The sequence below is a fragment of the Bradyrhizobium sp. ORS 375 genome, assembly GCF_000239775.1.
GTDB lineage: Bacteria > Pseudomonadota > Alphaproteobacteria > Rhizobiales > Xanthobacteraceae > Bradyrhizobium.
Genome location: NZ_CAFI01000046.1, coordinates 1 through 14,521, shown reverse-complemented (window position 1 = coordinate 14,521; position 14,521 = coordinate 1). Strand labels below are relative to the sequence as shown.

Genomic DNA, 14,521 nt, shown 5'->3' with positions numbered 1-14,521 from the left:
CGGCAACGTCTCCAAGGCCGCGAAGGAGCTCGACGTGTCGCGCGCGACCCTGCATCGGAAGATGAAGCGGCTCGGGCTGGAGCGCTGAGCGCGGCGCCATCCGCAATCCGGCGCCGAGCTGTCGCAGAACTGCGACACTTCCGGCGCCGCGCCGCCGCCGCCCACTGGTCTACAAACCCGGTTTGACCGACCCTTTCTCCAACGCCGTGTGCATCGGCGTATATGGGAGAGAGAGATGACCAAGGTTGACGTCAATGCGGCGTTCAAGCCGCCCTTCGCTGCGCGTTACGACAACTTCATCGGCGGCGCCTGGAAGGCTCCGAGCGCCGGCAAGTACTTCGACAACATCTCGCCGATCACCGGCCAGCCGGTGTGCCAGATCGCGCGCTCGGATGCGTCGGACATCGAGGCCGCGCTCGATGCGGCTCACGCCGCCAAGGACGGCTGGGCGCGCACCAGCGTCACCGAGCGCGCGCTGATCCTCAACCGGATCGCCGACCGCATGGAGGCCAATCTCGCCAAGCTCGCGCTGGCCGAGACCTGGGACAACGGCAAGCCGATCCGCGAGACCACCGCGGCCGACATCCCGCTCGCGATCGACCACTTCCGCTATTTCGCCGGCGTCATCCGCGGCCAGGAAGGCTCGATCGCGGAGATCGACCACGACACCATCGCCTATCACTTCCACGAGCCGCTCGGCGTCGTCGGCCAGATCATTCCGTGGAATTTTCCGATCCTGATGGCGGCGTGGAAGCTCGCGCCCGCGCTCGCCGCCGGCAATTGCGTCGTGATGAAACCGGCAGAGCAGACCCCGGCCTCGATCATGGTCTGGATGGAGATCATCGGCGACCTGCTGCCCGCCGGCGTGCTCAACGTCGTCAACGGCTTCGGCCTCGAGGCCGGCAAGCCGCTGGCGTCGTCGCCGCGCATCGCCAAGATCGCCTTCACCGGCGAGACCTCGACGGGGCGGCTGATCATGCAATACGCCTCGCAGAACCTGATCCCGGTGACGCTCGAGCTCGGCGGCAAGTCGCCGAACATCTTCTTCAAGGACGTCTGTGCCGAGGACGACGACTTCCTCGACAAGGCGATCGAAGGCTTCGTGATGTTCGCGCTCAACCAGGGCGAGGTCTGCACCTGTCCGAGCCGTGCGCTGATCCACGAGTCGATCTATGAGCGCTTCATGGAGCGCGCGCTCAAGCGCGTCGGCGCGATCGTGCAGGGCAGTCCGCTCGATCCGGCCACCATGATCGGGGCGCAGGCCTCGTCCGAGCAGCTCAACAAGATCCTGTCCTACATCGACATCGGCAAGAACGAGGGTGCGCAGCTCCTGATCGGCGGCGAGCGCAACCTGCTCGGCGGCGATCTCGCCGGCGGCTACTACGTCAAGCCGACGGTGTTCAAGGGCCACAACAAGATGCGCGTGTTCCAGGAGGAGATCTTCGGGCCCGTCGTCTCGGTCACGACCTTCAAGACCGAGGACGAGGCCTTGTCGATCGCCAACGACACGCTTTACGGCCTCGGGGCCGGCGTGTGGAGCCGCGACGCCAACACCTGCTACCGCTTCGGCCGCGCCATCCAGGCTGGCCGCGTCTGGACCAACTGCTATCACGCCTATCCGGCGCACGCGGCGTTCGGCGGCTACAAGCAATCGGGCGTCGGTCGTGAGACCCACAAGGTGATGCTCGACCACTACCAGCAGACCAAGAACATGCTGGTCAGCTACAGCCCGAAGAAGCTCGGCTTCTTCTGAGGCGGGAGCCGGGCCGGTCGGGCATGAGCGCCCCGACCGGCCCGTGCGTCAGACCATGTTGATGATCTATGCCGTATTTGGGAGGGAGCGGGCTTTGGCTCCCAACCTGTTAGTCCATTTGCGACAGCAACGCCTCACGCGCCTCCGCAATGCGCCGGTACAGCTCGTTGCTGCCGCCGGCATCGGGATGCGCCGACTTGGCGAGCCTCCGGAAGCCCGCGTTGATCTCCGTCGCCGTCAGGCGGCCCCGCAGCGGCAGGTCGAGCAGCGCGCGATGGGCCGCGTCATCCTCGTCCCGCGTCAGTTGATCCAGCAACGCGCGCCGTGCCGCCCGCGCCGCGATGCGCAAGCCGTCCTGATCCTCGCGCCAGCGCTGCTGCGACATCAGGAGGCAGGCGCCGAACGAGACGCTGCCGTCGGCCTCCAGCGCGTCGAGGCTGGAACGGGCCGACGACGTCATAGGGCGGCGCGAGCGAGGCAAGCCGGCCGGTCGCGCTCTCAGTGATGGGACCGAGCCGCACCGTATCGACGATCCCCATCGATCCGTTCCAGATCACCCATTCAACAGCGCTCGTCATGGCCACTCATGTCGATGCAGCGTTTGGCCGCTGCGTTCTTGTCTCGCGCCCCGGTCAGGCCGGCGTCCGCGCCGGCTTGACCGGCCCGACATCCACCTGGATCTCGTCGCCTTCGATCTGCAGCGGATAGGAATGCAGCGCGTTGCGCACGAGATGCGTGACGCATCTGCCGCTGAGGCCGTCAAAGCCCCATTGATGGTGCGGGCATGTGATGGTCTTGCCGTCGAACGTCGCCTCGGTCAGCGGCACGTCGGCATGCGGACAGCGGCCACGCCACGCCGTCAGCGCGCCGCCCGCGGGCCAGAGCAGCAGCACGCTCTTCTTGCCCACCTGAAACAGACCCATGCCACCTTCGGAGACGGCGCTTGTCGGACAGACTGCAGTGAAAGCCATCGGATCGCCCGCTGTGGAATGCCTTGAGCGAGCTCTCGCAAGATCCGGACCAGCCGAAAACGGCGTTCGAGGCAGGAGATCAGCAGATCGTTGTCGCAAACGCGACACACGGCCCATCATCGGGTCCAAAAGCCCTGCGGTCGAACCGACAGCACAACGCCGCCCGGAATGGGCGGCGTTGCATCGTTGGATCGCGGTAGCGATCAGCTGCGGGAAACTATTCCTTCCGCTCCGAGGTCCAGCCCTTGTACTCGGCGACGTTGTCGCGCGTGATCAGCTTCGACGGCAGCAGCTCGACCGTCGAAGCCGGCTTCTGGCCGTTCAGCAGGCCGACGCCGATCTGCACGGCGCGGCGGGCCATGAAGAACGGGTCCTGCGAGGCCGAGGCCTGGATCTGCGGGGTGGCCGGATCCTTCAGCGCGGCCTCGATGTCCGGGGCGCCGTCGACGGAGGTGATGATGATGCCGGTGCGGCCCTGCTGGCGGGCGGCGAGATCGGTGCCGATCGCCTGGGGATCGTTGATCGCGAAGATTGCGTCGATCTTCGGGTAGCGCGTCAGATAGCCCTGCGCGACGGTGAGGCCGCCTTCGCGCGAGCCCTTGCCGTCCTGGTCGCTGGAGAGCACCTTGATGCCCGGCGCCTTGGCGAACACGCTCTTGCAGCCGTTGACGCGATCGATCACCGCCGAAACCTGCGGCCCGTTCTGGATGATCACGTCGCCCTTGCCGCCGAGCTTGTCGACGATGTACTGGCACGAGATCTCGCCGGCCTGGACGTTGTTGGTGGTGACGGTGGCATCGGCGCCTTCGGCCGCGGTGTCGACCGCGACGACGAGGATGCCGGCGGCCTGCGCCTTCTTGATCGCCGGGCCGATCGCCTTCGGGTCACCCGGGTTGAGCAGGATCATGTCGACGCCAGCGGCGATGAAGTTGTCGATCTGGGTGACCTGCTTGCCGAGGTCGTATTCGAAGCCGACCGCGGTGATCTTGACGTTGGGGTTGGTCTTCTTGGCCTCGAACTCGGCGCCCTTGGACAGCGCGACGAAGAACGGGTTGCCGAGCGAGCCGAGCGAGACGCCGATCGATTTGAGCTCCTTGGCCGAGGACGGCGCGGAGCTCATGACAAGAGCCAGCGCGGCACCGGCGAGCGAAATGGTCTTCAACATTGGTTTCCTCCCTGGTCCTTCTTGAATCCCTGCGCACGGCGGACCAGCGGCCGTGGAAGAACACTGAGGCGAGGCGCAGGTGGCGCCACGCCGATGATGGTCAGGTCCGGGCCGAGCCCTGCAGCCGATAGCGGTCGAGCGCGACGGCGCCGATGATGACGAGGCCCTTGATGACGTATTGCCAGATGTCGGACACGCCCACCAATATGAGCCCGTTCGACAACACGGCGATGATGAGCGCGCCGACGAGCGTGCCCCAGATCGAGCCGATGCCGCCGACGAAGGACGTGCCGCCGAGAATGACCGCGGTGATCGCATCGAGCTCGTAGGACTGGCCGAGCTGCAGCCCGTTGGCCGCATAGAGCCGCGCCGCCTGCATGCCGCCGCCGAGGCCCGCGAGCAGGCCGGACATGCCGTACACGAACAGCAGCACGCCCCAGACCTTGATGCCGGCAAGCCGCGCCGCGCTCTCATTGCCGCCGACCGCGTAGATGTGCACGCCAAGCACGGTGCGGCGCAGGATCAGCCACGAGCCGAGGATGACGAGCAGCGCGATCACCGACAGCCACGGGATCGAAAGCACGCCGGGAATGATCGTCAGCGAGGCGTTGCCGATAAAGGCGTAGGGGATCGTCGGATTGAACACGGTGGTGTCGCCGCCCATCAGTCGGGCGAGGCCGCGCACGGCGGTGAGCGAGCCGAGCGTGACGATGAAGGGCGGCAGCCGCAGCAGCGCGATCAGCGCGCCGTTGACCACACCGAAGGCGAGGCCGGTGAGCACGGCGGCCGGCAGCCACAGCGCGCCGAGCTCGGGTATCTTCGACAGCGTCAGGCCGGCCATCGCCGCTGCGGCAAGGATCGAGCCGACCGACAGATCGATGCCGCCGGTCAGGATCACGAAGGTCATGCCGGCCGCGAGCACGGTGTTGACCGCAGCTTGCTGCAGCACGATGCCGAGATTCTGCCCGGTGAAGAAGCGCCCCTCGGACAGCATGTGGAAGCCGATGCACAGGATCAGCAGTACAGGCAGCATGCCGGCGGCGCGGATCATCAGCCGCAACCGCTGCTGCTTGCTGTCGGATTGCGCCGGCAGCGTCGCGGGCTTTGCTTGCGCTGCCGCCGGCTTGGCTTGCGCCGAACTGTTGTCAGGCATCGACATGCTCCGTCCCGGTGGCCAGCGCCATGATGTGCTCCTGGGTGATCGGCGCGGTCGCGCTCTGCTGCAGCTCGCCGGCGAGATGTCCTTCGCGCATGACCAGCACGCGATCGCAGATGCCGAGGATCTCCGGCAGATCGGACGAGATGACCAGGATCGCGGTGCCGGCCTTGGCGAGATTGTCGATGATCGAATAGATCTCGGACTTGGCGCCGACGTCGACGCCGCGGGTCGGCTCGTCGAGGATCAGCACCTTCGGCGCGGTCGCGAGCAGGCGCGACAGCAGCACCTTCTGCTGGTTGCCGCCCGACAGGCCGCCGACGGTGACCCCGGGATTCGGCGCGCGGATGCCGAGCGCGCTGAACGCCTCGTCGGCCCGCTCGCGCGCCTTGTCGCGATCGAGAAAGCCGCCGAGCCTGGCGTCGCGGCCGATCACGGCGAGGTTGATGTTGTCGGCGCAGGACATGTCGAGGAACAGCCCGAGCGCTTTGCGGTCCTCGGTGAGATAGGCGATGCCGGCATCGAGCGCATCGCGCGGCGTCTCGACCTCGATGCGTTCGCCGTCGAGCTCGAGATGTCCCGCCGTCTTGGGCGTCGCGCCGATGATGAGATGCGCAAGCTCGGTGCGTCCGGCGCCGATCAGTCCGGCGAGGCCGACGACCTCGCCGGCATGCACCGTCAGCGAGCAGCCCTTGACGCGGTGGCCATCGCCGAGATCGACCGCCGTGAGCACGGCGCGGTCGCGCTTGGCATGCGGGTCGTGATCCTTCTTGTAGAACGAGGACACGTCGCGGCCGACCATCATGCGCACGATGCTGTCGGCGCGGATTTCCGGTCTGTCGAGCGAGCCGACCAGACGGCCGTCGCGCAGCACGGTGACGCGGTCGCCGAGCGCGTAGACCTCGTCCATGCGGTGCGAAATGTAGATGATGGCGAGGCCTTCGCTGCGCAATTGGCGGATCAGCGCGAACAGCTTCTCGCTCTCGCCGGCCGACAGCGACGTCGTCGGCTCGTCCATGATCAGGATCTTGGAGCGCGCATGCAGCGCGCGGGCGATCTCGACCAGCTGGCGCTGACCCATCGAGAGTTCCGCGACCAGCGTCGCCGCCGAGAAATCGGCGCCGAGTCGCTGCAGGATGGGACCGACGGCTTCGCGCATCGCGTTGCGCGCCAGCAGGCCGGTCTGTGACAGCTCGCGTCCGAGATAGATGTTTTCGGCGACCGTCAGGTTCGGCGCCAGCGACAACTCCTGATAGATGATCGAAATGCCGGCGTTGCGGCCGCCCATCGGTCCCTCGATGCGCACGACCTGGCCCTCGATGCGGATCTCGCCACCGGGATCGGGACGGTAGGCACCGGAGAGGATCTTCATCAGGGTGGATTTGCCGGCGCCATTTTCACCCATCAGTGCATGGACTTCGCCGGCATAAACGGTCAGGTCGACCTTCTGCAGGGCCTTGATGGCGAAGAATGACTTCGACACCCCGCGCATCTCGAGGATCGGACCGTTCATCGTGCCTCCCAACGCACGTCGTCTTTGTCCGCGGCTCATTGATGTCGGCGCGGGGACGCCATTAAACTAGAGGCTGTTGCCGAATACAATATGAAACACCATCGGCCGCAACACGTCGCCGCGAGAGCAGGCGTGTTGTCGTAGCCAGCTTCTCAATGCCGGCGATAGAGCCTGCGCCAGACGGGCAGCCGCTCGGCATAGTCTGCCGCGAGCCGGGGATCCGGTGCGAAGGTCCGTACCCGTGGCGGCGGCGTGCATATGTCAGCGATCGCTTCGCCGGTGACGGCGAGCCGTGCCAGCCGCGCGGCGCCGAAGGCGGCCCCGGTCTCGCCCTCCGCCAGCCGATGGATCGGGATGTTCAGGATGTTCGCCAGGATCGCGAGCCAGAGGTCGGAGCGCGAGCCGCCGCCGATCGCATCCGCTTCGGAAATGCCGAGGCCTGTATCCGTCAACGCATCACGGCAGTCGGCCAGCGCGAAGGCGACGCCCTCGAGCACGGCCTGCACGATCGCATTGCGATCCGTCGCGTGGCTCAGGCCGTCGAGCAGGCCGCGCACATCGGGATCGTCATGCGGCGTGCGCTCGCCGGCGAGATAGGGCAGGAAGCTCACCGGCGAGGGCGCGACGGGCCGTGCGCCGAGCGGCGCGAGCAGCTCGGCCTCGCTGGCGCCGAGCAGTCGCGCGAGCCAGGCGAGGCAGGAGGCGGCTGATAGCATCGCGCCAGCCTGCAGCCATCGCGCCGGGATCGCATGGCAGAAGGTGTGAACCACGCGCTCGGGATTGGGCGTGACGGATTCGACTGGCGTGATCACGGCACCTGAGGTGCCGAGCGTGATGAAGGTGGCGCCCGGCCGGATCGCGCCGATCCCGACCGCGCCGGCTGGATTGTCACCCGCGCCGCCCGCCATGATCGGCCGCTTCTTCATGCCCCATTGCTCGGCGAGATCGGCGCGCAGCCGCCCGGCAGGCGCGCAGCCTTCGACGAGGCGCGGCATCTGCGCGCGCGTAAGGCCGGTGGCGGCGAGGCCCTCGTCTGACCAGTCGCGCCTGACGACATCGAGCCAGAGCGAGCCCGAGGCATCCGAGACATCCTCGATCGCCTCGCCTGACAGCACGAGCCGGACATAGGCCTTCGGCAGCAGCACGAAGCGCGTGGCGTCGAAGATCTCCGGCTCGTGCCCGGCGATCCACAGCAGCTTCGGCGCGGCGAAGCCCGGCATGGCCTTGTTGCCGGTGATCCGCCGCAGCGCCGGCCAGCGCTGTTCCAGCACGGCGCATTCGGCCGCGGAGCGGCCGTCGTTCCAGAGAATGCACGGGCGCAACGGCGTGAGCTTGGCATCGAGCAGCACCGGGCCGTGCATCTGGCCTGATAGGCCGATGCCTGCGACCTCGGCCAGCTCGCCGGCATGATCGGCTTTCAGCGCATCGAGCGTGGCGAACACCGCCGAGATCCAGTCCGCCGGATCCTGCTCCGCCCAGCCCGGCCGCGGCACGTCGATGCTCAGCGTCTGGCTGCGGCTCGCGATCACGCGCTGCGCGTCGTCGACGAGAATCGTCTTGACGGCTGACGTGCCGAGATCGATGCCGAGATACATGACGGAGTTGCCTGCCGGGTATCGCTTCTTGGACGGAGTCGCTTCTTGGAATGTTTGCGACGTCGCCGCGTTCGCGAGCGATGGCGCTGGATGAGGACGGTCAGCAAGCTGACGGTACCGTGTCGTGGCACGAAGTCCAGCACTTCGGCGCGGCCACGCACAAGGTCGCGGAGGCTCCCGCCGTTGGACGGAGGCCTCCGCGCGCGCAGCGGATCGGGGGAGCTACTGGGTCTGCCAGCGCTGCCGGCCCGAGCCGTCGTCTTCCTTGAACAGGTCGACCTTGGTGCCATCCTGGGTACAGCTCAGATAGATGCGGCCATTGTTGACCCCGCCCACGACCACGATGTTGTGATAGTTGCAGATCGGGGACTGCGCGACAGCGACGAAGCGCCAGCGCTGCCTGCCGCTGCCGTCGTCATGCGAGAACAGATCGACCTTCTCGCCATCGGACGTGCAGCTCAGGTAGGTTTTGCCCGGATCCGTGCCTCCCGACACCTTGATGTTGTAAACCTCGGGAAAGCCTGTCACCGGCACGATGTACCAGCGCTGGCGCCCGCTGCCGTCGTCGGTGTTGAACAGATCGACTTTGCCGCCTTGCGTGCAGCTGAGAAGCGAACGGTTCGAGGAAAGACCACGAAGGACTTGGAAGTTGTGAAACGTTTCGTCGGCCATGACTTGCTCCTTGAAAAAAATGAGAGGTCGAAAACGCTGGTGACGCTATCGCCGCGCGCCGCCGCGTTCCGTGAAGCGCTTCACAAAAAGCAACCTCTGGTCGTAAATTGGTTTTGAAGCTCGTCTTAATGCTTCGTTGACGCGTTTGCTGCTGAGCCTCGGGCGGCGGTGACGCTCGATGGTCGCGCAAGCGACGCGCAGCCTCAGTCGCGGTCGCGCGCTTCAGTCGTGCTGTTGCCGGAACGCTCCCGCATGATAACAGATGACCGAGGCGGCGGACCGCACGCCATCGCTTCGAAACACTCATTGATCCCGAGGAGAAACACATGCAGCCGTCCCGCCTCGTCGGACACTACGCGCTGGTGACCGGCGCCGCGCAGGGCATCGGCCGCGCGATCGCAGTGCGCTTCGCCGAGGAGGGCGCGCATGTCGCGATCAACTATGGCGGGCCGTCGCCGTCGGGCGAGGAGACCCTGGCGCTGGTGCGGGCGGCGTCCTTTGCGCGCGGACACGAGGCTCGTGATCACTTCGCGGTGAAGGCGGATATCGGCGTCGAATCCGACATCGCCGCGATGTTCGAGACGGTGCTGGCGCGCTGGCCGCGGCTCGACTGCCTCGTCAACAATGCCGGCTTCCAGCGGGAGTCGCCGAGCGAGGCGCTCGACGTCGATGCCTATCGCGCCATTCTCGAGGTCAATCTCAACGGTGCCGTGCTGTGCGCGCGCCATGCGCTCACGCATTTCGTCGCTCGCGGTGGCGGCGGCAACATCATCAATACGTCGAGCGTGCACCAGATCATTCCCAAGCCCGGCTATCTCGCTTACTCGATCAGCAAGAGCGCGATGGCCGGCCTCACCCGCACGCTGGCGCTGGAATTCGCCGGACGCGGCATCCGCGTCAATTCCGTCGGCCCCGGTGCCGTGGACACACCGATCAACGGCGCCTGGACCGACGATCCGGTCAAGCGTGCGGCCGTCGAGTCTCACATCCCGATGGGACGCGTCGCGAGCCCCGAGGAGATCGCGGGCGTGTTCGCCTTCCTGGCTTCCGCCGAGGCGAGCTACATCACTGGGCAAACGATCTATGCCTGCGGCGGCATCACGCTGTTCGGCGAGTTCCGCGACAATTGGGCGAGCTGATCACCAGCACAGCGGTGGCCTGATCTGCGCCGGACCGCTCTGGCAAGGCCTGTGCGAGACGGCTATCCTTGCGGGTCAGACGATGGAAAAAAACTCAGGAGGAGCGGCCGATGCGCAGCATCAGGATCGGCGCAGGCGCCGGTTACTCAGGTGACCGCATCGAGCCCGCGGTCGAGCTCGCGGAAAGGGGCGCGCTGAACTATCTGGTGTTCGAATGCCTGGCCGAGCGCACCATCGCGCTGGCGCAGCAGGCGCGCATGAAGGACCCGGACGCCGGCTATGATCCGCTATTGGCCGCGCGCATGCAGGCCGTGCTGCCGATCTGCCGCGCCAACAACGTCCGCATCATCACCAACATGGGCGCGGCCAACCCGCTCGCTGCGGCGGAAGCGACCCGCGCGATCGCGCGCAAGCTGGGCCTTGCGGGCCTCAAGATTGCGGCCATCACCGGCGACGACGTGCTGGAGCCGCTGAAGACCAGCGATGTCGCGCTCGATACGGGCGACACCATCACCGCGCTCGGCAACCGCATCGTTTCGGCCAATGCCTATGTCGGCGCGCAGGCGATTGCCGAGGCGCTCGCTGCCGGCGCCGACATCGTGATCACCGGCCGCGCGGCCGATCCCGCGCTGTTCCTCGGGCCCCTGATCCATGAGTTCGGCTGGGCGATGGATGATTGGGACCGGCTCGGGCAGGGCACCGTCGTCGGGCATCTGCTCGAATGCGCCGGGCAGATCACTGGCGGCTATTTCGCCGATCCCGGACTGAAGGACGTTCCCGGTCTTGCGCGGCTGGGCTTTCCGATCGGCGAGGTGCGCGAGGATGGCGAGCTGATCGTGACCAAGGTCTCAGGCGCCGGCGGCTGCGTGACGGCGGCGACGGTGAAGGAGCAATTGCTGTATGAGATCCACGATCCCGCCAAATATTTCCAGCCCGATGTGGTGGCGGATTTTTCGCAAGTCGCGATCGAACAGCTCGGTCCAGACCGGGTCAGGGTCTCCGGCGGCCGCGGCACGCCAAAGACGGGTCTGCTGAAGACATCGGTCGGCTATCTCGACTCCTATGTCGGCGAAGGCCAGATCTCCTACGCGGGGCCGGGAGCTGTCGCGCGCGGTCGCCTCGCGCTCGACATCGTTCGCGAGCGGCTCGCCTTGACCGGCGTGGCGGTCAGCGAGCTGCGTTGCGACCTGATCGGGCTGAATGCGCTGCATGGCGAAGCACATGTCGAAGGCCGCGAACCCTATGAGGTGCGCGTTCGCGTCGCAGGGCGGACCGAGACGATGGCCGAGGCGATCAGGATCGGCAATGAGGTCGAGACGCTTTACACCAACGGTCCGGCCGGCGGCGGTGGCGCCTGGAAATCGGCGCGCGAGGTGATTGCCGTGGCGTCCTGCCTCGTTCCCGAAGATGCGGCGAAGCTCTGCGTTGGCATGCTGGTGGCCTGACATTTCCAGCACTTCACGGATGGCAACCGGTGGCGCAAGGTGGTGCCTATGATTGCGACGGACGCGCGCACCAGGATATCAGTTGATGTATGACGTCATTGTGGTCGGTGGTGGCTCCGCGGGCGCGGCTGTCGCGGCGCGCCTGTCCGAGGATCCGCAGCGGCGGGTTCTGCTGCTCGAGGCCGGCGCCGACTGGCGGGCGGCCGACGTGCCGTGGGAGATCGCGACGCCCAACCCGATTCCGATCATTCATGACCGCGCCTTCCAGGAGAAATGGCAGTGGCCGCAGCTGATGTCGCGCCGCGTGGCGGGACAGGACATGCGCTTCTACTGGCGCGGCAAGGGGCTCGGCGGCAGCTCGATGATGAACGGCCAGATCGCGATCCGCGGCGTCGCGGATGCGTTCGACGAATGGGCTGCCAACGGCTGCACGGGCTGGTCCTCCCGGGAGATCATGCCGCTGTTCTCGGTGATCGAGGATGATCTCGCCTTCGCCGACCGCGACGGACATGGACGCGGCGGGCCGCTGCCGGTCTATCGCGCGCCGCCTGAAAAGTGGGGGCCGATCGATCGCGGCCTGCGCGATGCGGCGCTGGCGAGCGGCTATCCCTGGAGCGACGATCTCAACGGGCCCGATGGCGAGGGCGTCGCGTGCTATCCGATCAACAGCCGCAACGGCCGGCGCATCTCGACCAATGAGGGCTATCTGGAGCCGGCGCGGGGGCGGGCGAATCTCGAGATCCGCGGCCGCGCGCTGGTCGATCGTCTGCTGATCAGCGATCTCAAGGCGACCGGCGTGCGCGTCCATATCGAGGGTCAGGGCGTCAGGGAGATTGCCGCGCGCGAGATCGTGCTATGCGCCGGTGCGATCCATAGTCCGGCGATCCTGCTGCGCTCGGGGATCGGACCCGCGGCTGATCTTCAGGACATGGGCATCGCCGTGCTCCGCGATCTGCCTGTGGGCCGGCACTTCTTCGACCATCCGCTGTTCCGCACCACCATCCAGCTGCGCGAGGGCTTGCGACCGACCGATCGCGACACGCGCCATACCAATTGCTGCGTGACCTATTCCTCGGGCCTGGCCGACGGCGGCAAGCGTGACATGATCCTGATCGCGTTCAACCATCGCGGCATCGGCGTGCCCGGCGCGATCGGGGCGGGCCTGTTCAACGCCTTCTCGCGCGGCACGCTGAAGCTTGCGTCGACCGATCCGACCGTCGATCCGATCGTGGAGGAGAACATGCTCGCCGATGTCAGGGACATCGCGCGCATGCGCGATGCGGTGAAGCGGCTGGCGGTGATCACGACGCAGCCGGCTCTGCAAGAGATTGCGGATTGGATCCGCCTCGGCGACACGCCGCTTACCTTGCCGCAGGCGGCCGAACTGCCGGATGCCGAGCTCGACGCGCTGCTGCGCCAGGTCACCGGCGACATCCAGCACGCCGCGGGCAGCTGCCGTATGAGCGGCTTCGATGACGCCGATGGCGTGGTCAATCCGGACGGGACGGTGAAGGGAATCGCCGGCCTGCGCGTCGCCGATGCCTCGATCATGCCGTCCGACTGCCGGGCCAACACGCATTTCACCACCGTCGTGATCGGCGAGGCGATCGCGCGGATGATGCGGCAGAGCTGAGGCCACGCGTCGGCTCGGGCCGCATGGTTCCGACAACGAGGGCGAAGAGGAAGCCCGTGGTTTTTGTCCTCCGCGAAGCGGCCGGGATCTCTCCACGACGTCATTGCGAGCGAAGCGAAGCAATCCAGGGCCGCGTACGTAGCCCTGGATTGCTGCGTCGCTGCGCTCCTCGCAATGACGACGGAGGGAGCGCGTCCAGTGGAAGATGGCGCAGCCTCTGGCCCGAGCCTCAGGCGATCGCGAAGCGCAGGCCGGCGCGGGCGCGGCCGCCGGAGATCGCGATCGGGGCGCCATCGGCGCGCCAGCACGCCGCCCCCGTCATGGAGCCGTCATCGCCGAAGGCGATCGCGTTCATGCCGCCGGCCACGACCGGCTCGCGCTTGATCTCGTGGCCGCGCGCGGCGAGCTCCTTCGCGACATCGTCCGGAAAGGCCGGCTCGAGCTCGAGCACGCCGCCCTGGGTCCACAGCCGCGGCGCCTCGACCGCCTCCTGCAGCGACATGCCGTGGTCGATCAGATTGACCAGCGCCTGGAACGCGGAGGGGAAGATGCGCAGGCCCCCGGGCAGGCCGAGGGCGTAGCGCAGCCGGCCGTCGCGCAGCGCCATCATCGGCGCCATCGAGGTGAAGACGCGCTTGCCCGGCACAATCGACAGCGCGCGGCCGGGATGCGGATCGAAATTGTACATGTAGTTGTTGGCGGTCATCCCGGTGCCGGGGATCTGCACGCAGGCGCCGAACAGGCCGTTGATGGTCTGCGTGGAGGCTACGACATTGCCCTCGGCGTCGGCGACCGTCACGTGCGTCGTGTTGGCCGATTCCGTCGGCGCGATGCCCGGACCGAAGCTCCTGGCGCTGGCCATGTCGATCTGCGCCCGCCGCTCGGTGGCATAGGCCTTCGATGTCAGGCGCTCGATCGGCACGTCGACAAAAGCGGGGTCCGCCGTCGCCACTGCGCGATCGGCGAAGGCGATCTTCAAGGCCTCGGCGAGCAGATGCGCGCCGTCGGTCGAGCCGAAGCCGAGCGCCGCGACATCGAAGCCTTCGAGGATGTTCAGCATCTGCACGATGTGCACGCCGCTCGACGAGGGCGGCGGCGGACCGATGATGTCGAAGCCGCGATAGCTGCCCCGGATCGGCGTCCGCTCGACGACCTTGTAGGCCGCGAGATCGGCCGTCTCGATCAGTCCGCCATTCGTCGCCATGTAGGCCGCGAGCGCGTCGCCGAGCGGTCCGCCATAAAGAGCGGCGGGGCCATGCTCGGCGATCAGGCGCAGCGAGGCCGCATAGTCGGTCTGGATCACGCGCGTGCCTGGCTTGACCGGCTCGCCCTCCGGCAGGAACAGCGCCGACAAATGTGGATCGCGCGCGAGATCATCCGCGACGAGCCGTACGCAATCGTTGAGATAGGGGCTGGCGATGAAACCGTGCTCGGCGAGCCGGATCGCGGGCGCCATCACCTCGGCCAGCGGCAGCCGGC

General features: G+C 67.1%; 12 protein-coding genes and 1 pseudogene. 5 read left to right on the top strand and 8 right to left on the bottom strand.

Annotation, left to right across the window (positions count from 1 at the left end; all coding sequences use genetic code 11):
- Window positions 1-88: helix-turn-helix domain-containing protein (locus BRAO375_RS36035; protein WP_283806054.1), on the top strand; the 88-nt coding region annotated here is incomplete at its 5' end.
- Window positions 89-235: 147 nt separating this feature from the next.
- Window positions 236-1,753, top strand: coding sequence for an aldehyde dehydrogenase (gene adh, locus BRAO375_RS04090; RefSeq protein WP_009026189.1), 1,518 nt, complete (start codon window positions 236-238; stop codon window positions 1,751-1,753).
- Between the two features lie 109 nt (window positions 1,754-1,862).
- Here adh and BRAO375_RS04085 read toward each other — a convergent pair.
- The 7 genes and pseudogenes from BRAO375_RS04085 to BRAO375_RS04055 form a co-directional block, all read right to left on the bottom strand.
- Window positions 1,863-2,331: pseudogene (locus BRAO375_RS04085) on the bottom strand (J domain-containing protein).
- A 54-nt stretch (window positions 2,332-2,385) separates the two neighbouring features.
- The gene (locus BRAO375_RS04080) at window positions 2,386-2,724 is read right to left on the bottom strand and encodes a Rieske 2Fe-2S domain-containing protein (RefSeq protein WP_009026187.1); all 339 of its coding nucleotides are present in this window, start codon (window positions 2,722-2,724) and stop codon (window positions 2,386-2,388) included.
- A gap of 217 nt (window positions 2,725-2,941) precedes the next feature.
- On the bottom strand, window positions 2,942-3,889 hold the full coding sequence (locus BRAO375_RS04075) for an ABC transporter substrate-binding protein (protein ID WP_009026186.1): 948 nt from the start codon (window positions 3,887-3,889) through the stop codon (window positions 2,942-2,944).
- Between the two features lie 100 nt (window positions 3,890-3,989).
- Window positions 3,990-5,042 carry an ABC transporter permease subunit gene (locus BRAO375_RS04070; protein ID WP_009026185.1) on the bottom strand — a complete coding sequence of 351 codons (1,053 nt, stop codon included), beginning with the start codon at window positions 5,040-5,042 and terminating at the stop codon, window positions 3,990-3,992.
- The gene (locus BRAO375_RS04065) at window positions 5,035-6,558 is read right to left on the bottom strand and encodes a sugar ABC transporter ATP-binding protein (RefSeq protein ID WP_035638877.1); all 1,524 of its coding nucleotides are present in this window, start codon (window positions 6,556-6,558) and stop codon (window positions 5,035-5,037) included. The genes BRAO375_RS04070 and BRAO375_RS04065 overlap by 8 nt, the downstream gene beginning before the upstream one ends.
- A gap of 152 nt (window positions 6,559-6,710) precedes the next feature.
- The gene (gene xylB / locus BRAO375_RS04060; RefSeq protein WP_009026183.1) at window positions 6,711-8,153 is read right to left on the bottom strand and encodes a xylulokinase; all 1,443 of its coding nucleotides are present in this window, start codon (window positions 8,151-8,153) and stop codon (window positions 6,711-6,713) included.
- Between the two features lie 222 nt (window positions 8,154-8,375).
- Entirely contained in the window at window positions 8,376-8,825 is a 450-nt protein-coding gene (locus tag BRAO375_RS04055; RefSeq protein WP_009026182.1) for an RICIN domain-containing protein, read from the bottom strand.
- Window positions 8,826-9,151: 326 nt separating this feature from the next.
- On the opposite strand from BRAO375_RS04055, the gene BRAO375_RS04050 reads away from it, so the two are divergent.
- The 3 genes from BRAO375_RS04050 (at window position 9,152) to BRAO375_RS04040 (ending at window position 13,042) form a co-directional block, all read left to right on the top strand.
- Window positions 9,152-9,964 carry an SDR family oxidoreductase gene (locus BRAO375_RS04050; protein ID WP_009026181.1) on the top strand — a complete coding sequence of 271 codons (813 nt, stop codon included), beginning with the start codon at window positions 9,152-9,154 and terminating at the stop codon, window positions 9,962-9,964.
- Window positions 9,965-10,074: 110 nt separating this feature from the next.
- Entirely contained in the window at window positions 10,075-11,409 is a 1,335-nt protein-coding gene (locus BRAO375_RS04045) for an acyclic terpene utilization AtuA family protein (RefSeq protein WP_009026180.1), read from the top strand.
- 85 nt (window positions 11,410-11,494) lie between these two features.
- Window positions 11,495-13,042, top strand: coding sequence for a GMC family oxidoreductase (locus BRAO375_RS04040; protein ID WP_009026179.1), 1,548 nt, complete (start codon window positions 11,495-11,497; stop codon window positions 13,040-13,042).
- 229 nt (window positions 13,043-13,271) lie between these two features.
- Here the strand turns inward: BRAO375_RS04040 and BRAO375_RS04035 are convergent.
- Window positions 13,272-14,521, bottom strand: a 1,250-nt coding sequence (locus BRAO375_RS04035) for a gamma-glutamyltransferase family protein (protein WP_035638874.1), incomplete at its 5' end; no start/stop codon positions are given.